We start from the raw sequence: 18,069 nt of genomic DNA, 5'->3' as shown, positions 1-18,069 counted from the left end.
TATCCCATGATCCAGATGCAGACAAATCTGGATGTTGCTGACAACTCTGGCGCTCGCCGAGTTCAGTGCATCAAGGTTTTGGGCGGATCCAAACGGAAATATGCCTCCGTGGGCGACATCATCGTGGTGTCGGTCAAGGAAGCCATTCCGCGTGGCCGCGTCAAGAAAGGCGACGTTCGCAAGGCTGTCGTCGTGCGCACCGCCAAGGAAGTTCGCCGTGAAGACGGCACCGCCATTCGCTTCGATCGCAACGCTGCTGTTATCCTGAACAACAACAACGAGCCGATCGGCACCCGGATCTTCGGACCGGTTGTGCGCGAACTACGCGCGAAGAACTTCATGAAAATCATCTCGCTTGCTCCGGAGGTGCTGTGATGGCTGCCAAACTCCGCAAGGGTGACAAGGTCCGCGTTCTCGTGGGCAAGGACAAGGGCCGCGATGGCGAGATCCAGTCCGTCGATCCGAAAGCCGGCAAGGCTGTCGTGGAAGGCGTGAACATGGCCATCCGCCACACCAAGCAGACGCAGAACTCGCAAGGGGGTCGCGTGCCGAAGGCAATGCCGATCGACCTGAGCAACCTGGCTCTGCTGGACGCCAACGGCAAACCGACCCGCGTCGGCTTCCGTGTCGAAGACGGCAAGAAAGTGCGTTTCGCCAAGTCCACCGGGGAGGCCGTGTGATGCTGGATACCGCAGACTACACCCCGCGCCTGAAGGCCCAGTATAGGGAAACGATCCGCGCCGCGCTGAAGGAAGAATTCTCGTACAAGAACGAGATGATGATCCCGAAGCTGGAAAAGATCGTCCTGAACATGGGTGTCGGCAAAGCCGTGCAGGACACCAAGAAGGTGAAATCGGCCCAGGCCGACCTGACCCTGATTGCCGGTCAGCACGCTGTCGTGACTCGCGCCAAGAAATCGGTGGCAAGCTTCCGCGTTCGCGAAGACATGCCGCTGGGAACCAAGGTGACCCTGCGCGGTGACCGGATGTATGAATTCCTCGACCGTCTGATCACCATCGCGCTGCCGCGCGTGCGTGACTTCCGGGGCGTGAAAACGACGTCGTTCGACGGCCGTGGCAACTATGCCATGGGCCTGAAAGAACACATCGTGTTCCCGGAAATCGAATACGACAAGGTCGATGAAGTCCGCGGCATGGACATCATCATCTGCACCAACGCATCCACCGACGCGGAAGCCAAGGCGCTGTTGAAAGCTTTCAACATGCCCTTCACCAGCTGAGCCGCGGGAGAAATCACGACATGGCAAAAAAATCGATGATTGCTCGGGAAGTGAAGCGTCAGAAGCTGGTGGAGAAATACGCCGCCAAACGCGCTGAACTGAAAGAGATCGCAACCGACGAAAACCGCCCGATGGAAGAGCGCTTCAAGGCGCGTCTGAAGCTGGCGAAGCTGCCGCGGAATTCCTCGGCAACCCGTCTTCATAACCGGTGTCAGCTGACCGGCCGTCCCCACGCTTACTATCGTAAGCTGAAGGTCAGCCGTATCGCGCTGCGGGAACTTGGCTCGAACGGCCAGATCCCCGGTATGGTCAAATCGAGCTGGTAAGGAGCGTATATAATGAACGATCCTCTCGGTGATATGCTGACCCGTATCCGCAACGCGCAACTGCGCGGCAAGTCCACCGTGACTTCGCCCGCGTCCAAACTGCGTTGCTGGGTGCTGGATGTTCTGGCCGACGAAGGCTACATCCGCGGCTATGAGAAAACCACGGATCTCAACGGCCACCCGGCCATTGAAATCAGCCTGAAATACTTCGACGGCACCCCGGTCATCCGCGATCTCAAGCGCGTTTCGACCCCTGGCCGCCGCGTCTATGCCGCCTCGCAAAACCTGCCTCAGGTCAAGCAAGGCCTGGGCGTTTCCATCGTCTCCACACCTCAGGGTGTGATGTCGGATGCAGCTGCACGTTCTGCCAATGTTGGCGGCGAAGTGCTCTGCACCGTATTCTAGGGAGGTCCGGAAATGTCTCGTATTGGCAAGAAACCGGTCGACATTCCTTCGGGCGTGACCGCGAACGTGTCGGGTCAGACCATTGAAGTGAAGGGCGCGAAAGTGACCCGCAGCTTCACTGCGTCCGACGACGTTTCGGTCTCCGTGGAAGACAACACCATCGTGATCACGCCGCGTGGCATGTCCAAGCGGGCGCGTCAGCAGTGGGGTATGACCCGCACCATGATCCAGAACCTCGTGACCGGTGTTACCACCGGGTTCAAGAAGGAGCTGGAGATCAACGGTGTGGGTTACCGGGCACAGATCCAGGGCAACTCCCTGAAGCTGGCGCTTGGCTACAGCCACGATGTCGACTTCGCGATCCCCGAAGGCATCACGGTCACCTGCCCTAAGCAGACCCAGATCGTGGTCGAAGGGACCGATGAACAGCTCGTTGGCCAGGTTGCGGCAAACATCCGCGAATGGCGTGCTCCGGAACCCTACAAGGGCAAGGGCATCAAGTACAAAGACGAGTTCATCTTCCGTAAGGAAGGCAAGAAGAAGTAAGGACGCGAGAAATGGCAAACAGCAAAAGGGAACTGTTCCTGAAGCGCCGTCTGCGCGTTCGGAACAAGCTTCGCAAGATGAACTCGGGGCGCGTGCGCCTGAGCGTTCATCGTTCGAACAAGAACATCAGCGTCCAGCTGATCGACGATGTGAAAGGGGTCACCCTGGCCTCGGCCTCGTCGCTCGAAAAGGATCTGGGCATCACCGGCAAGAACAACGTCGAGGCCGCCGCGAAAGTGGGCACCGCGATTGCCGAACGTGCCAAGGCAGCTGGTGTCGAAGAATGTTACTTCGACCGTGGCGGCTTCCTCTTTCACGGCAAGGTGAAGGCTCTGGCCGACGCTGCGCGTGAAGGCGGACTGAAGTTCTGAGGAGACGATAGATGGCAAGAGAAGATAACCGCCGGGGTGGTCGCGATCGCGACGAAAATCCGGAATTCGCCGATCGTCTCGTGGCGATCAACCGGGTCTCGAAGACCGTCAAGGGTGGTAAGCGTTTTGGCTTCGCCGCACTTGTGGTCGTCGGCGATCAGAAGGGCCGTGTCGGGTTTGGCAAGGGCAAGGCGAAAGAGGTCCCCGAGGCCATTCGCAAGGCCACCGAGCAAGCCAAGCGCAACCTCATCCGTGTGCCGCTGAAAGAAGGCCGCACGCTGCACCACGACGTCCACGGGCGTCACGGGGCAGGCCGGGTGACCATGCGCACGGCACCGACCGGGACCGGCATCATCGCCGGTGGTCCGATGCGCGCCGTGTTCGAAATGTTGGGTGTTCATGACGTGGTGGCGAAGTCCATCGGGTCGCAGAACCCCTACAACATGATCCGCGCAACGCTGGACGGGCTTCAGAGCGAATCCAGTCCGCGTATGGTGGCGCAACGCCGTGGCAAGAAGGTTGCCGATATCCTGCCCAAGCGGGATGACGCACCGGCGGCCGATGCGTCGGCCGAAGCGGCTGAAGCCTGAGGAGACTGACCCATGGCGAAAACCATTGTTGTAAAGCAGATCGGCTCGCCGATCCGTCGCCCCGCCAAGCAGCGTGAAACGCTGATCGGCCTGGGCCTGAACAAGATGCACAAGACCCGTGAACTGGAAGACACCCCTTCCGTGCGCGGCATGGTCAACAAGATCCCGCATCTGGTCGAAATCATCGAAGAACGGGACTGATCCTGATCTTCTGATAGATTGATGGCGTCCCGCGATAGCGGGGCGCTTTTTTCGTTGTGCATTTGCTGGAGTGACCAGATGTTCTTTCCCCAAAAATCCCTGTTCGACGCCATGCAGACATGGCAGCGGGCCAATCTGGCCACTGCCGAGATGATGATGGCGGCGAACCTCGTGATTCTGAACCGGACGACCCAGATGATGCTGGGGATGATGTCCTCGCAGGAAGCGGCGCGGATGATCTTCGAGAAACCCGCCGCCTTTGCCAAGTCGATGGAAATGGCGGCCCGGGCGCAGGCCGCAGGGCGGGGCCATGCGGCGATGGCGCTGGCTGCGGTCAGGCCGATCCGCACCAAGACCCGCGCCAATGCGCGGCGGCTGTCACGGCCCCGTCGCTGAAGGCTGTCGCAATCAACTGGGCTGGCGCAGCCACAGCAAGATGGCCAGGATCACCAGAAGGCTCAGCCAGATCGCGCCATTGATGAGGCTGTGCCGCTTGGCGCGTTTCTTTTCGTACCAGCGCCGGGGGGTGATGCCGCGTGTCAGCATCACCGCCTGCGCCGACAGGTTGATGCAGACGATGTTCATCAGCAGCATCACGCCGGCCTCCAGCGCGTGGTAGCCTTGGCTGAAGCCCAGAAACAACCCGATGGCCGTGGCCGGCGGCAGCAGCGCCACCGCGACCATCACCCCGACCAGCGCCGAGGATACCCCGGTCACAAGGCTCAGCGCGGCGGCCGCCCCCGAGGCCAGGGCAATCGCCAGCCCGTCAAAGCCGATGTCGGTGCGGCTGAGCAATTCGTCCGCGTCCGAGATCGGCATCAGCAGCCCGATCACGAAGCCAAGCGCGATGCTCAGCACCGTGCCGATCACCAAGGCTGCCGCCGAGCGCAGGATCAACTTGCCGTCGCCAAGCGCGACGCCCACCGACAGGGCCAGGTTGGGGCCCAGCAGCGGCGCGATCACCATGGCGCCCAGAACCACCGGCACGTTGTCCTCCAGCATCCCGAAGGCCGCCACCACGGTCGAAAGCAGCACGAAGACCAGATAGGCGCGGTCGATCCGCCCCTGCTTTTCCACCTGCTCATAGATCTCTTCCCGCGACAGCCCGCCGGGAAGTTTCATGGCCTTTTCGGCCTCTTCCTCGGGATCCGGTTCGGCGTCTTCCTCCTCCTCCTCTTCCTTGCGGGGGAGGGACGTGTCGACCGGTACGATGGCAAGGCGCCAGCCGTCCTGGCTGTCAAGTTCGGTCTGGATGGCGTCCAGCAGGTTCTGACGGCAGTCGTCATCGGCCAGGATATGCAGGGTCCAGCGGGTCTTGTCGCCGGAATCCTCGCGGTGTTTCATCACCGCGCCGTCGCAAATGTCCTTGGCGGTGGCGAAGATCTTGTCGCAGGCGTGGTTGGGAAGACTGAGGATGATCAGGCGCATCCTTCCTTGATACGGCAGCAGGCGGGCCTGCCAAGCCCAAAAAAGCGTGGGGCGGGCACGCGCGAACGGTCTTGATCCCGCCCGGCAACGGCCCTATACGCACCCGGTGGTTCCAAAGGGACCCGACTCAAGCAACAAGAAATGCCGTGGCTGGCCCCGTTTTCGCTTCGGGGGCTACATCCGGCAAGGAGAAGCGACATGAAACTGAATGAACTGCGCGACAACGACGGCGCCGTCAAGAAATCCAAACGCGTTGGCCGTGGCCCGGGTTCGGGCAAGGGCAAGATGGCTGGCCGTGGTATCAAGGGTCAGAAATCGCGTTCGGGCGTGGCCCTGAACGGCTATGAAGGCGGCCAGATGCCGCTGTACCAGCGCCTGCCGAAGCGGGGCTTCAACAAGCCCAACCGCAAGAAGTTCGCGGTCATCAACCTCGGCATCCTGCAGAAATTCATCGAAGCCGGGAAGCTGGACACCGCCAACCCGGTGGACGAAGACGCATTGGTGGCTTCGGGCCTGGTGCGCCGCAAGCTGGACGGCGTCCGGGTGCTGGCGAAGGGCGAGATCACCTCGGCCGTCAACCTGACCGTGACCGGCGCTTCGCAAGCCGCCGTCGACGCGGTGGCCGCGGCCGGTGGTTCGCTGACTGTCGCAACTCCGGCGGCCGCCGAGTAAGTGGTTGTGGGCGGCGTCCAAGCCGCTTACATCCTCTCAAAGGTTTTCAGCGCCGCCGACCGGAAACCCGGTTCGGCGGCGCCCGCATGAAAGAGACACCACATGGCATCAGCAGCGGAACAGATGGCCGCGAACATGAGCTGGGGCGCCTTCGGCAAGGCGACCGAGCTGAGGCAGCGCATCCTCTTCACCCTGGGACTACTGATCGTCTACCGCCTGGGCACCTATATTCCGGTGCCGGGCATCGACGGCGGCGAATTGCGTGCCTTCATGGAACAGGCGTCCGCCGGCATTGGCGGCATCCTGAACATGTTCACGGGCGGCGCCATCAGCCGGATGGGCATCTTCGCCCTAGGCATCATGCCCTATATCTCGGCCTCGATCATCATTCAGCTTCTGGCCTCCATGTGGGCGCCGCTGGAGCAGTTGAAGAAAGAGGGCGAGCAGGGCCGCAAGAAGATCAACCAGTACACCCGGTATGGCACCGTGGCGCTGGCGCTGTTCCAGTCCTATGGCCTGGCGGTCAGCCTGGAATCCGGCGGCCTTGCCCATGATCCGGGCTGGTTCTTCCGCATCGCCTGCATGATCACGCTGGTCGGCGGCACCATGTTCCTGATGTGGCTGGGCGAACAGATCACCCAGCGTGGCATCGGCAACGGCATTTCGCTGATCATCTTCGTGGGCATCATCGCCGAGGTTCCCGCAGCCCTGGCGCAATTCCTGGCGTCGGGCCGCTCGGGCGCCATCAGCCCGGCTGTCATCATCGCGGTGATCGTCATCATGATGCTGACCATCGGCTTCGTGGTGTTCATGGAACGCGCGCTGCGCAAGATCCACATCCAGTACCCGCGCCGCCAGGTTGGCATGAAGGTCTATGACGGCGGCTCGTCGCATCTGCCGATCAAGGTGAACCCGGCGGGCGTGATCCCGGCGATCTTCGCCAGTTCGCTGCTGCTGCTGCCGACGACACTGGCCACGTTCTCGGGCAATTCCACCAGCCCGGTCATGTCGACGATCCTGGCCTATTTCGGGCCCGGTCAGCCGCTGTACCTGCTGTTCATGGTCGGCATGGTGGTGTTCTTCACCTACTTCTACACCCACAACGTCGCCTTCAAGGTCGAGGATGTGGCGGACAACCTGAAGAACCAGAACGGCTTTGTGCCGGGCATCCGTCCGGGCAAGCGCACCGCCGAGTACCTGGAATACGTGGTCAACCGCGTCCTGGTACTGGGGGCTTCCTATCTGGCGCTGGTCGTGCTGCTGCCCGAGATCATGCGTTCGCAACTGGCGATCCCGTTCTACTTCGGGGGCACCTCGGTGCTGATCGTCGTGTCGGTCACCATGGACACGATCCAGCAGGTGCAGTCGCATCTTCTGGCGCACCAGTACGAAGGGCTGATCGAAAAGTCGCAACTGCGTGGCAAGAAGCGCAAGAAAGGCCCGGCGCGGCGCTAACATCGCCGGTCAAGCCGCTTGGTGCTTGCCTGGGAACCCCAAAGGCCCTTTTACTGGTGGCATACGCACCGGTGAAAGGGCCTTTGTCATGAAACGAGCACTCACGATCCATCTGCCGCTGACGGCGGCATTGGCCATGGGCGTGGCCTCGCCGGTGATGGCCGAGCTGGAATACACCAACGGCACCGGCGGCAGCGCGCGCGTCTACGGGCAACTGACCCCGGCCTGGCTGAACGTTGACGACGGCAAGGACACTGACGGCAATCTGGTCGACAACTCCCGTTCGAACTCGCGGGCGGGCATCTGGCTCGATCAGGAGTTCGATAACGGACAGATGCTGCTGTTCAACTTCGAAGCGGCACTGGGCGCCCCGCAAAGTTCCAAGTTCAGCCAGAATTTCCAGCCGGACTGGGATTGGCAACGAACTGACCTGCGGAAGCTGGAATTCATCTATAGCGGCAATTTCGGTACCGTGTTTTTCGGGCAGGGCTCGATGGCGTCGGACAACACGTCAACCCTTGATCTTTCGGCGACCACCCTTGCCAGCACGGTGACGGTGCCGGACGCGGCCGGCGGCTATTTCTTCCGCCAGAAGGACGGGACCCTGTCCAGCGTCGCGGTCAGCAACGTCTTCAAGGACTACGATGGCGGTCGCAAGGCGCGCATTCGCTATGACACGCCCCGGTTCGGGGGCACCGAGCCCGGCAAGGGGATCAGCATCGGCGCGTCCTACGGGCAGGACCTTCTGAATTCCAGCGACGATGCCGAATATTACGACATCGGCCTGAACTACAGCGACACCATCAGTTCGATCACCGTCAGGGCCGGGTTGAGCTATGCCTGGAAAGACGACGATGGCACAACCGAGCGCTACGGCGGCTCGATCTCGGCGCTCAGCGACGTCAACGGGCTGAACGGTACACTGTCCTTTGGCGGCGACCCGGATGGTGGCCAGTTCGGCTATATTAAGCTGGGCTGGATCACCAGTTTCTGGACCATCGGCGACACCGCGTTCTCGGCGGATTACTATTCGGGCAACGATATCGCCGGGTCGGATGGCACGTCCACATCGACCGGCTTGCAGGTGGCGCAGTATTTCGACGACACCAACCTGTCGATCTACTTTGGCTACAACCGCCTGACCTATGACGACAAGGCGGCCTCCTATGACGACATGGATGTCATCCTTGCCGGTCTGCAGTGGAAATTCTGATCCACTGGGGTCTGGATTGCCGCGCCAAGGAACGCTAGACTGAACCCCAGACAGGCCAATGTGCCGTCTGGGGTCGAATTGCCGCGAAAGCGGCTTGACCTGTTTGCAAATTCGCAATACCCGATGCTCTCTCGTCACAGAACCGATTCCGTGACCGCGATGTTCGCGCGTGGAATGGTTCCGTGTTAAATGGCTGCGGCCGGGTCCTTGCCCGGCCAATGTTGTGAAAAAAGGTTCTGGAGCTACGGAACCGCAACGGAAAAGGAACGACCACTTGGCACGTATTGCCGGCGTCAACATCCCGACCAACAAACGGGTGCCCATCGCCCTCACTTACATCCACGGTATCGGCCCCGCAGCGGCGGCCCAGATCTGTGAAGCCGCCGGCATCGCGACCGAGCGCCGCTTCAACGAACTGTCGGATTCCGAGGTTCTGGCGATCCGCGAACAGATCGACGCCAACTTCACCGTCGAAGGTGACCTGCGCCGTGAAGTTCAGATGAACATCAAGCGTCTGATGGACCTGGGCTGCTATCGCGGTCTGCGCCATCGCCGCAACCTGCCTGTGCGCGGTCAGCGCACCCACACCAACGCGCGTACCCGCAAGGGCCCCGCGAAGCCGATCGCCGGCAAGAAGAAGTAAGAGGGGGCAGGTTATATGGCACGCGATACAAAAGCACGTGGCGGCAAGCGCAAAGAGCGGAAGAATATTGCCGCTGGCGTCGCACATGTGAATTCGACATTCAACAACACCAAGATCCTGATCTCGGACGTGCAGGGCAATGCGATCGCATGGTCGTCGGCTGGCACCATGGGGTTCAAAGGCTCGCGGAAATCGACGCCCTACGCAGCACAGCTGGCTGCAGAAGACGCCGGCAAGAAGGCTCAGGAACACGGCGTGAAAACGCTGGAAGTCGAAGTTCAGGGGCCCGGTTCGGGCCGTGAATCGGCGCTGCGCGCACTGGCCGCGGTTGGCTTCAACATCACCTCGATCCGTGATGTGACCCCAATCGCCCACAACGGCTGCCGTCCGCCGAAGCGCCGCCGCGTCTGATCCAGACCAAATTTGGTCGGGCTGCGTCCTTGGGCGCGGCCCGGCTTTGTCATTTTACCTCGGGTGTTTCTGACTTTGGTCATCGGTCGGGAACGAGCATGGAGGCGACAGGCATGATCCAGAAGAATTGGCAAGAACTCATCAAGCCCACTCAGCTTGACGTAAAGCCGGGGAACGACCCGGCGCGTCAGGCAACGGTGGTTGCAGAACCGCTGGAGCGGGGCTTTGGTCTGACAATGGGCAATGCCCTGCGTCGCGTATTGATGTCGTCGCTGCAAGGCGCGGCCATCACCAGCGTTCAGATCGACAACGTGCTGCACGAGTTCTCTTCGGTCGCCGGGGTGCGTGAAGACGTGACCGACATCGTTCTGAACCTCAAGGGCGTTGCCCTGCGCATGGACAACGAAGGCCCCAAGCGGCTTTCGATCTTGGCCAAGGGGCCGGGCGTGGTCACCGCGGGCGACATCTCCGAAACCGCAGGGGTCGAGGTTCTGAACAAGGATCACGTCATCTGCCACCTTGACGATGGTGCCGATCTGTTCATGGAACTGATCGTCAACACCGGCAAGGGCTATGTCTCGGCGGACAAGAACCGCCCTGAGGATGCGCCCATCGGCCTGATCCCGATCGACGCAATCTATTCGCCGGTCCGCAAGGTCAGCTACGACGTGCAGCCCACCCGCGAGGGCCAGGTGCTGGACTATGACAAGCTGACCCTGAAGCTGGAAACCGACGGCTCGGTCACCCCCGATGACGCCGTGGCCTATGCCGCGCGTATCCTTCAGGACCAGCTGCAGATCTTCGTCAACTTCGACGAGCCGGAGCCCGCACGTTCCGAAGCCGACGACGATGGTCTGGAGTTCAACCCGCTGCTGCTGAAGAAGGTCGACGAGCTGGAGCTTTCGGTCCGTTCGGCAAACTGCCTGAAGAACGACAACATCGTCTACATCGGGGATCTGATCCAGAAAACCGAAGCCGAGATGCTGCGCACCCCGAACTTCGGCCGCAAGTCGCTGAACGAGATCAAGGAAGTGCTCTCGGGCATGGGTCTGCACCTGGGCATGGATGTCGAGGACTGGCCGCCAGAGAACATCGAAGATCTGGCCAAGAAGTTCGAAGACCAGTTTTAAGGTGGTGGCGGGGGAAACCCCGCCTCGCCAAATGCCCGGACAGCCGGGGAATACTCGGGCCCACGCCCCAAGGTGAGCGGTTGACACGCATCAGCCGCCTGACAAAGCAAAACACGCAAGACAAGGATAGATACCATGCGTCACGCCCGCGGATACCGCCGCCTGAACCGTACTCACGAGCACCGCAAGGCGCTCTTTGCCAACATGGCCGGCTCGTTGATCGAGCACGAGCAGATCAAGACCACGCTGCCGAAAGCCAAGGAACTGCGCCCGATCATCGAAAAGCTGATCACCCTGGGCAAGCGCGGCGATCTGCACGCGCGTCGTCAGGCCGGTTCGCAGCTGAAGCAGGACGCCTATGTGGCGAAACTGTTCGACGTTCTGGGCCCGCGCTACAAGGATCGTCAGGGCGGCTACGTCCGGGTTCTGAAAGCCGGCTTCCGCTATGGCGACATGGCGCCGATGGCGATCATCGAATTCGTCGATCGTGATGTCGATGCCAAGGGCGCTGGCGACAAGGCCCGCGTTGCCGCTGAAGAAGACGCCGCGGAATAATCCCGGCCCTTTCGACAGCTCGAAGCCCCGCCTCTGGTGGGGCTTTTTTCTTGGCCGGACAGGACTGGAGTGGCGCCATGGCTCAGGCAGGATACTCAGGAAAACCCTTGTACAAGAAGCTGAGCTTCAAGCCGGGTTTCCGCGTCGGGCTGGTGGCCGCACCGGACCACTACGGCGACCTGCTGGCCGGTGTCGAAGAGGTGACCTTCGAAGGGCCGCGCGCAGGCGATCTGGATGCGATCCACATGTTTCTGAGCAGTCCCAACGACATCGCCCAGACCATCACCGATGCCCTGCCGCGTCTGCGGCCCGGTGGGATGCTTTGGGTGTCCTGGACCAAGAAGTCCTCGGCTTTGCACACCGGTGTCACCGAGGATGCGCTGCGCGATGCGGTGTTGCCACTGGGCTGGGTCGATGTGAAGGTTTGCGCGGTGGATGCGGATTGGTCGGCGCTGAAATTCCTCAAGCGGAAAGGGTGAGCCATGGTTGATCTCTTCTCCAGCGGCGCCTCGGATGCGTCCGACACCGCCCCGCGTCCGCTGGCGGACCGGCTGCGCCCGGCGACCCTGGCCGAGGTTGTGGGGCAGGAGGGGGTTCTGGGCCCCGAGGCGCCGCTGGGCGCGATGCTGGCGTCCGGGCGGCTGGGCTCTCTGATCCTCTGGGGGCCGCCGGGGGTGGGCAAGACCACCATCGCGCGGCTGCTGGCCCATGAAACCGACATGAGTTTCGTGCAGATCAGTGCCATCTTCTCGGGCGTGCAGGAGCTGAAAAAGGTCTTCGAGGCCGCCAAGCTGCGCCGTGGCAACGGGCAGGGGACGCTGCTGTTCGTGGACGAGATCCACCGCTTCAACAAGGCGCAGCAGGACAGCTTCCTGCCGCACATGGAAGACGGCACCATCCTGTTGGTGGGCGCCACCACCGAGAACCCCTCGTTCGAGTTGAACGCCGCACTGCTGTCGCGGGCGCAGGTGGTGGTGCTGGTGCGGCTGGAAGCCCCGGCGCTGGAAGCCCTGCTGGTCCGCGCCGAAGAGGTCGAAGGCCAGCCGCTGCCGCTGACCGAGGCTGCCCGCGCCGCGCTGATCGAAATGGCCGATGGCGATGGGCGGGCGATGCTGAACCTTGCCGAAACCGTGCTCAGCTGGAAGCTGAAGGCGCCGATCGATCCCAAGGCGCTGTCGGCGCGGCTGGCCCGGCGGGCGGCGCAATATGACAAATCCGGCGATGCCCATTACAACCTGATCTCGGCGCTGCACAAATCGGTGCGCGGGTCGGATCCCGACGCTGCCCTGTACTGGCTGGCGCGCATGCTGGAAGGCGGCGAGGACCCGCGCTATCTGGCCCGCCGCATCACCCGCATGGCGGTCGAGGACATCGGCCTTGCCGACCCGCAGGCCCAGACCCTGTGCCTGGGGGCCTGGGATGTCTACGAACGGCTGGGCAGCCCCGAGGGCGAATTGGCGCTGGCCCAGGCGGTGGTCTATCTGGCGTTGGCCCCGAAATCCAACGCCGCCTACACCGGCTACAAGGCCGCGCGGAAGCTGGCCAGTGACAGCGGCTCGGCCCCGCCGCCCAAGCACATCCTGAACGCGCCCACCGGGCTGATGAAGGAGCAGGGCTATGGCGACGGCTATGCCTATGACCATGACGCCGAGGACGGGTTTTCGGGCCAGAACTATTTTCCCGACGGGATGGACCGGCCCAGCCTTTATGCGCCGGTCGAACGCGGGTTTGAGCGGGATCTGGCCAAGCGCACTGCCTATTTCGCGAAGCTGCGCGCCAAGCGCCAAGACGGTTGACAAGCCTGCCGTCCCGGGAAAGAGAAAGCCCATGTTCAACACAGCAGCAACAGACGCGCGCGCCGCAGGGGCCGCCCGAAACCCGATGGGGGTCGCATGAGCGGAGTGCAGATGCGCCAGGTAGGCGCCGACGAGGCCGAGCAGCGGCTGGACCGCTGGTTCCGCCGCCATTTCCCGCAGATCAGCCAGGGCCGGATCGAGAAACTGTGCCGCAAGGGCGAGATCCGGGTCGATGGCGGACGGGTCAAGGCCTCCAGCCGGGTCGCGCCGGGCCAGACCGTGCGCATCCCGCCGCTGCCAGACGAGGCCGCGCCCAAGCCTGAAGCCCCGCGCCTGTCCGAGGCCGATACCCGGATGATGCAGGACATGGTGTTGTACCGGGACGAGCATATCCTCGCCATCAACAAACCGCCCGGCCTGCCCAGCCAGGGCGGCAGCGGCCAGACCCGCCATGTCGACGGGCTGGCCGAGGCGCTGCGCTATGACAAGCCGCTGAAACCGCGACTGGTGCATCGGCTGGACAAGGACACCTCGGGCGTTCTGTTGCTGGCCCGCACCGGGGCCGCGGCCACCGATCTGACCAAGGCGTTCCGCGCCCGCAGCACCCGCAAGATCTATTGGGCCGCCGTGGCCGGGGTGCCACATCCGCAGATGGGCACCGTGAAGTATGGCTTGGTCAAGGCGCCGGGGCATGGGCCGCGCGGCGAGGGCGAGAAGATGCATTGCCTCCACCCGCGCGAGGTTGACGGCACGCCGGACGCCAAACATGCCACCACCGATTACGCGGTGCTCTCGGCGCTGGCCAAGCGCACCGCCTGGGTGGCGCTGGTGCCGATCACCGGGCGCACCCACCAGTTGCGCGCGCATATGGCCGAACTGGGGCATCCGATCATCGGTGACGGCAAATACGGCGGCTCGGGGCAGGAAAACCTTGGTGATGGCTGGGGCGCGCAACTGGGCGGGGACATTTCGCGCAAGCTGCACCTGCATGCCCGCTCGATCAGCTTTGACCATCCGGTGACCGGCGCGCGGGTGACCGTGACCGCACCGCTGCCCGCGCATATGAAGCGCACCTGGAAGGAATTCGACTGGCGCGAGGCGGATGTGCCCGAAGATCCGTTCGAGGAATTCCTGTGAGCAGCGGTCTGAAACTGGCGATCTTCGATGTCGACGGCACGCTGGTGGACAGCCAGGCGCATATCCTACGCAGCATGACGGCGGCCTTCGACAGCGTCGGCCGCGAGATGCCGGAACGCGGCGCGGTGCTGGAACTGGTGGGCCTGTCCCTGCCGCTGGTGATCGCGCGGCTCTGTCCCGATCTGTCCGACACGGTGCGCGACGGCATGGTCGCGACCTACAAGGACACCTTCGCCGCGACGCGGGTGGCCGACGGGGCGGCGACCGCGCCGCTCTATCCCGACATTGCCGAAACGCTGGACCGGCTGGCGCGGGTCGAGCCGCTGCTGCTGGGCGTGGCGACGGGCAAGTCGCGGCGCGGGCTGACCCATGTGCTGGACCAGCACGGTCTGAACCGCCGCTTCGTGACCCAGCAGGTGGCCGACGATCACCCGTCGAAACCGCATCCGGCGATGCTGGAGGCCGCCTTGCGCGACACCGGGTGTGATCCCGCCGACGCGGTGATGATCGGCGACACGGTATTCGATCTGGAAATGGCGCGGTCCGCCGGTATTCCCGCCATCGCGGTCGGTTGGGGCTATCACCCGGTGGCCGACCTGCAACGGCTGTCGCCGCGTGCGATGGTGCAGGACACCGGCGAACTGGCCGCGACGATCCTTGACGTTCTGGGAGTGAGCGATGACTGAATGGGCGCAGAAACGGTTCTGGAAAGAGACCAGCGTCGAACCTGCGGAGGGCGGATACACGGTCCGCCTGGACGGGCGCGGCATCCGCACCCCGTCCAAGGCGCCGCTGATCGTACCCACCGAGGCGCTGGCCCGTGCCATGGCCGATGAATGGGATGCGCAGGAAGAGGCCATCCAGCCCGCGACCATGCCGATGACGCGCTCCTCCAACTCGGCCGTGGACAAGGTGGCAGTCCAGTTCACCGAGGTCGCGGACCTGCTGGCGGCTTATGGCGAAAGCGATCTTCTGTGCTATCGCGCCGAACATCCGGAAGAATTGATCCAACGTCAGGCTGCGGCCTGGGATCCGGTTCTGGACTGGGCCGCACGGGAATTTGACGCCCAGTTGAACGTGGCCTCGGGCGTCATGTTCGTGCCCCAGCCGGAGTCCAGCATCGCTGCGTTGCGGCGAAAAACACATGCGTTGTCGCATTGGCAGTTGACCGCCTTCCACGATCTGGTGGCGCTGACCGGGTCTTTGGTGCTGGGGTTCGCATCCCTGGATCCGCGCTGGAATCGCAAGGATATCTGGGCCTGGTCGCGTCTGGACGAGGATTGGCAGGCCGAGCAATGGGGCAAGGATGAGGAGGCCCAGGAGGCCGCGGCATTGAAGGCTCAGGCCTTCGCAGATGCAGCAAGGTTCTACGATTTGGTCACGGGCTGACCAAAGCCGCCCGCAAACAGGGCAGGCCTGAAACCACGTCCCCTTGTCCACCAAGTTCATTTTTCTGTCCCACGTCTCCCCTTGACTGTCCATTGGGCTTTTGACCAAGGTTTGACCGGACCCGGAACCAACCGGGACCGGACCATGAATGGCACCCTAAATAACGGGGCCGAACCGCATCATCTGCGGTCCATCAGGAAGAGGTAGACATGAAGACGAACGTACTCCTTGGCACCATTGCCCTAGCCGGCTTGGCTGCCGGCGCCGTAGCGGCTGACACTCTGGAAGAAGTGAAGGAGCGTGGGAAGCTGAACTGCGGTATCAGCACCGGCCTTGTTGGCTTTGCAACGCAGGACGCGCAGGGCGATTGGCAAGGTTTCGACGTGGCTGTCTGTCGCGCCGTGGCCGCCGCTGTTCTGGGCGACCCCACCGCTGTTGATTTCACCCCCGTGACCAACAAGGTCCGCTTCGAGGTTCTGAACTCGGGCGAGATCGACATGCTGTCGCGCAACACCACCTGGACCTTCTCGCGCGATGTGGACCTGAAGCTCGAGTTTGCGGGCGTCAACTATTACGACGGCCAGGGGTTCCTGGCACCCAAGGAACTGGGCGTAAGCTCGGCCAAGGAACTGGATGGCGCCACGGTCTGCATCCAGTCCGGCACCACCACCGAGCTGAACCTCGCGGACTTCTTCCGCACCAACAACATCAGCTATGAGCCGGTGCCGATCGCCACTGCGTCGGAAGCGCAGCAGCAGTATCTGGCCGGGGCCTGTGACGTCTACACCACCGACGCCTCCGGTCTGGCCGCGACACGCGCCGCATTCGAAGATCCCTCGGCGCATGTGATCCTGCCGGAAATCATCTCGAAAGAGCCGCTGGGCCCGCTGGTCCGCCATGGCGACAACAACTGGGGCGACGTGGTGCGCTGGACCCTGAACGCGCTGATCGCCGCTGAAGAACTGGGCATCACCTCGGCCAATATCGAGGAACTGGCGGCAGGCACCACCAACCCGGAAGTCAACCGGATCCTTGGCACCGAAGGGTCGTTGGGCGAAATGCTGGGCCTGTCGCCCGACTGGTCCAAGAACGCCATTGCCGCGGGCGGCAACTATGGCGAGATCTTCGAGCGTCACATCGGCCAGAACACCCCGATCGGGCTGGCGCGCGGCCTGAACGCCCAGTGGCTTGAAGGCGGCCTGCTGTATGCGCCGCCGTTCCGGTAAGAACCTCAGGGGGCGGCGGATGTGGATCCGCCGCCCTGTTCCATTCGGGGTCCTGACCCCACCCGCGCCTGTCTTGCGCGACCTCGGCAACCCAGCCCTGCCGAACAAAGGATAGTTTCATGGCCAGTATCAGCGATCCGGCGCAGCCTGCTTTCCGATTGAGCATGCTCGTCAACGATACCCGGTATCGCGGGATCACCTTCCAGATCATCGCGTTCCTTGCGATTGTCTTCTTCTTCGGATGGCTGATCTGGAACGCCACACAGAACCTGGCCGCCCTGGGGCAGGACATCTCGTACAAGTTCCTGGGCGAGCAGGCCGGGTACGACATCAACCAGCAACTGATCCCCTTTGTCAGTACCGACACCCATTTCCGTGCTGCGATGGTCGGGATCCTCAATACCCTGCTGGTGGCCTTCCTGGGATGTATCACCGCCACGATCATCGGGGTCGTGGTCGGGGTGCTGCGGCTGTCGAAGAACTGGCTGGTGGCCAAGGTCATGTCGGTCTACGTCGAGATCTTCCGCAACGTGCCGGTGCTGATCTGGATCCTCATCATCTTCTCGGTGATGTCCAACGCCCTGCCAAGCCCGCGCGACTTTCGCGGCGACAATGCGACGGCGTCGATGGTGTTTGACGCGATGGCCTTCACCAACCGCGGTGTCTATGTGCCCGGTCCGGTGTGGGAGGCTGGCTCGGGCATCGTGGTCGCGGTGTTCCTGGCCTCGATCGTCGGCATCTTTTTCCTGCGCCGCTATGCCACCAAGCTGCTGTACGACACCGGACGTGAACTTCCGGTGCTGCAACTGTCGCTTGGCCTGTTCTTCGTGCCGGCGCTGATCGCCTATTTCGTGATGGGATCGCCCATCGGCCTGGATTACCCCGAACTCAAGGGGTTCAACTTCCAGGGCGGGTTGAAGGTTCAGGGCACGCTGATTGCCTTGTGGTGGGCGCTGGCGCTGTATACCGGGGCCTTCATCGCTGAAAACGTGCGCGCCGGCATCCTGGCCGTCAGCAAGGGCCAGACCGAGGCCGCCGCCGCCCTGGGCCTGCGCCCCGGCAAGATCATGCGCCTTGTCGTCCTGCCGCAAGCCCTGCGGGTCATCATCCCGCCGCTGATCTCGCAGTACCTGAACCTGACCAAGAACTCGTCGCTGGCCGCCGCCATCGGCTACATGGACATCACCGGCACGCTGGGCGGGATCACCCTGAACCAGACCGGCCGCAGTTTCGAAGCGGTGCTGCTGCTGATGCTATTCTACCTGATGATCTCGCTGGCGATCTCGGGGGTGATGAACCTTTACAACAACGCCGTGAAGCTGAAGGAGCGCTGAG

General features: G+C 62.8%; 25 protein-coding genes. 24 read left to right on the top strand and 1 reads right to left on the bottom strand.

What is annotated here, in order from left to right; genetic code table 11:
* Positions 1-6: 6 nt before the first annotated feature.
* The 10 genes from rplN to ACP15K_RS01800 all read left to right on the top strand — a co-directional run bounded on the left by rplN (position 7) and on the right by ACP15K_RS01800 (position 4,075).
* Positions 7-375 (top strand): 50S ribosomal protein L14, encoded by a 369-nt coding sequence (rplN, locus tag ACP15K_RS01845; protein WP_011567679.1) that lies wholly within the window; start codon positions 7-9, stop codon positions 373-375.
* On the top strand, positions 375-680 hold the full coding sequence (gene rplX / locus ACP15K_RS01840; RefSeq protein WP_193139738.1) for a 50S ribosomal protein L24: 306 nt from the start codon (positions 375-377) through the stop codon (positions 678-680). The genes rplN and rplX overlap by 1 nt, the downstream gene beginning before the upstream one ends.
* The gene (gene rplE / locus ACP15K_RS01835; protein ID WP_193139736.1) at positions 680-1,240 is read left to right on the top strand and encodes a 50S ribosomal protein L5; all 561 of its coding nucleotides are present in this window, start codon (positions 680-682) and stop codon (positions 1,238-1,240) included. The genes rplX and rplE overlap by 1 nt, the downstream gene beginning before the upstream one ends.
* A gap of 20 nt (positions 1,241-1,260) precedes the next feature.
* Positions 1,261-1,566, top strand: a complete 306-nt coding sequence (gene rpsN, locus ACP15K_RS01830) for a 30S ribosomal protein S14 (protein ID WP_193139733.1) — start codon at positions 1,261-1,263, stop codon at positions 1,564-1,566.
* A 12-nt stretch (positions 1,567-1,578) separates the two neighbouring features.
* Positions 1,579-1,971 (top strand): 30S ribosomal protein S8, encoded by a 393-nt coding sequence (rpsH, locus tag ACP15K_RS01825; RefSeq protein ID WP_193139731.1) that lies wholly within the window; start codon positions 1,579-1,581, stop codon positions 1,969-1,971.
* 12 nt (positions 1,972-1,983) lie between these two features.
* Entirely contained in the window at positions 1,984-2,517 is a 534-nt protein-coding gene (gene rplF / locus ACP15K_RS01820; RefSeq protein WP_193139729.1) for a 50S ribosomal protein L6, read from the top strand.
* An 11-nt stretch (positions 2,518-2,528) separates the two neighbouring features.
* Positions 2,529-2,888, top strand: coding sequence for a 50S ribosomal protein L18 (gene rplR / locus ACP15K_RS01815; RefSeq protein ID WP_193139727.1), 360 nt, complete (start codon positions 2,529-2,531; stop codon positions 2,886-2,888).
* Positions 2,889-2,899: 11 nt separating this feature from the next.
* The gene (rpsE, locus tag ACP15K_RS01810; RefSeq protein WP_193139724.1) at positions 2,900-3,478 is read left to right on the top strand and encodes a 30S ribosomal protein S5; all 579 of its coding nucleotides are present in this window, start codon (positions 2,900-2,902) and stop codon (positions 3,476-3,478) included.
* Between the two features lie 12 nt (positions 3,479-3,490).
* The gene (rpmD, locus tag ACP15K_RS01805) at positions 3,491-3,679 is read left to right on the top strand and encodes a 50S ribosomal protein L30 (RefSeq protein ID WP_366192830.1); all 189 of its coding nucleotides are present in this window, start codon (positions 3,491-3,493) and stop codon (positions 3,677-3,679) included.
* Between the two features lie 78 nt (positions 3,680-3,757).
* Positions 3,758-4,075 (top strand): antibiotic ABC transporter, encoded by a 318-nt coding sequence (locus ACP15K_RS01800; protein ID WP_424989653.1) that lies wholly within the window; start codon positions 3,758-3,760, stop codon positions 4,073-4,075.
* 12 nt (positions 4,076-4,087) lie between these two features.
* On the opposite strand, the gene ACP15K_RS01795 is transcribed toward ACP15K_RS01800, so the two are convergent.
* Complete coding sequence (locus ACP15K_RS01795) at positions 4,088-5,107, bottom strand: TIGR00341 family protein (RefSeq protein WP_193139718.1); 1,020 nt, start codon at positions 5,105-5,107, stop codon at positions 4,088-4,090.
* Between the two features lie 198 nt (positions 5,108-5,305).
* Between ACP15K_RS01795 and rplO the strand changes: the two genes are divergently transcribed.
* The 14 genes from rplO to ACP15K_RS01725 all read left to right on the top strand — a co-directional run bounded on the left by rplO (position 5,306) and on the right by ACP15K_RS01725 (position 18,068).
* Positions 5,306-5,779, top strand: a complete 474-nt coding sequence (rplO, locus tag ACP15K_RS01790) for a 50S ribosomal protein L15 (RefSeq protein WP_193139714.1) — start codon at positions 5,306-5,308, stop codon at positions 5,777-5,779.
* Between the two features lie 102 nt (positions 5,780-5,881).
* A complete protein-coding gene (gene secY, locus ACP15K_RS01785; protein ID WP_193139711.1) occupies positions 5,882-7,234 on the top strand; it encodes a preprotein translocase subunit SecY in 1,353 nt (450 codons plus the stop codon).
* An 88-nt stretch (positions 7,235-7,322) separates the two neighbouring features.
* The gene (locus ACP15K_RS01780) at positions 7,323-8,447 is read left to right on the top strand and encodes a porin (RefSeq protein WP_193139709.1); all 1,125 of its coding nucleotides are present in this window, start codon (positions 7,323-7,325) and stop codon (positions 8,445-8,447) included.
* Between the two features lie 274 nt (positions 8,448-8,721).
* A complete protein-coding gene (rpsM, locus tag ACP15K_RS01775; RefSeq protein ID WP_193139707.1) occupies positions 8,722-9,090 on the top strand; it encodes a 30S ribosomal protein S13 in 369 nt (122 codons plus the stop codon).
* 15 nt (positions 9,091-9,105) lie between these two features.
* The gene (gene rpsK, locus ACP15K_RS01770; protein WP_193139705.1) at positions 9,106-9,501 is read left to right on the top strand and encodes a 30S ribosomal protein S11; all 396 of its coding nucleotides are present in this window, start codon (positions 9,106-9,108) and stop codon (positions 9,499-9,501) included.
* Between the two features lie 113 nt (positions 9,502-9,614).
* Entirely contained in the window at positions 9,615-10,631 is a 1,017-nt protein-coding gene (locus tag ACP15K_RS01765) for a DNA-directed RNA polymerase subunit alpha (protein WP_424989652.1), read from the top strand.
* Between the two features lie 135 nt (positions 10,632-10,766).
* Positions 10,767-11,186 carry a 50S ribosomal protein L17 gene (rplQ, locus tag ACP15K_RS01760; RefSeq protein WP_193139701.1) on the top strand — a complete coding sequence of 140 codons (420 nt, stop codon included), beginning with the start codon at positions 10,767-10,769 and terminating at the stop codon, positions 11,184-11,186.
* Positions 11,187-11,263: 77 nt separating this feature from the next.
* Positions 11,264-11,665: a hypothetical protein gene (locus tag ACP15K_RS01755; RefSeq protein WP_424989651.1), complete on the top strand. Its 402-nt coding sequence runs from the start codon at positions 11,264-11,266 to the stop codon at positions 11,663-11,665.
* A 3-nt stretch (positions 11,666-11,668) separates the two neighbouring features.
* Positions 11,669-12,982 carry a replication-associated recombination protein A gene (locus tag ACP15K_RS01750; protein ID WP_424989650.1) on the top strand — a complete coding sequence of 438 codons (1,314 nt, stop codon included), beginning with the start codon at positions 11,669-11,671 and terminating at the stop codon, positions 12,980-12,982.
* A 96-nt stretch (positions 12,983-13,078) separates the two neighbouring features.
* On the top strand, positions 13,079-14,119 hold the full coding sequence (locus ACP15K_RS01745) for an RluA family pseudouridine synthase (protein WP_193139695.1): 1,041 nt from the start codon (positions 13,079-13,081) through the stop codon (positions 14,117-14,119).
* A complete protein-coding gene (locus ACP15K_RS01740; RefSeq protein WP_193139693.1) occupies positions 14,116-14,805 on the top strand; it encodes an HAD-IA family hydrolase in 690 nt (229 codons plus the stop codon). Before ACP15K_RS01745 ends, ACP15K_RS01740 begins: the two co-directional genes overlap by 4 nt.
* The gene (locus ACP15K_RS01735) at positions 14,798-15,508 is read left to right on the top strand and encodes an ATP12 family chaperone protein (RefSeq protein ID WP_193139691.1); all 711 of its coding nucleotides are present in this window, start codon (positions 14,798-14,800) and stop codon (positions 15,506-15,508) included. The genes ACP15K_RS01740 and ACP15K_RS01735 overlap by 8 nt, the downstream gene beginning before the upstream one ends.
* A gap of 209 nt (positions 15,509-15,717) precedes the next feature.
* Positions 15,718-16,734 carry an amino acid ABC transporter substrate-binding protein gene (locus ACP15K_RS01730; protein WP_193139689.1) on the top strand — a complete coding sequence of 339 codons (1,017 nt, stop codon included), beginning with the start codon at positions 15,718-15,720 and terminating at the stop codon, positions 16,732-16,734.
* A 119-nt stretch (positions 16,735-16,853) separates the two neighbouring features.
* Entirely contained in the window at positions 16,854-18,068 is a 1,215-nt protein-coding gene (locus ACP15K_RS01725) for an amino acid ABC transporter permease (RefSeq protein ID WP_193139687.1), read from the top strand.
* Position 18,069: the final 1 nt, after the last annotated feature.

Origin of the sequence: Fluviibacterium sp. S390, from assembly GCF_049800695.1 — a bacterium.
Taxonomy (GTDB): domain Bacteria; phylum Pseudomonadota; class Alphaproteobacteria; order Rhodobacterales; family Rhodobacteraceae; genus Meridianimarinicoccus.
This window is presented reverse-complemented; position numbering and strand designations above follow the sequence as displayed.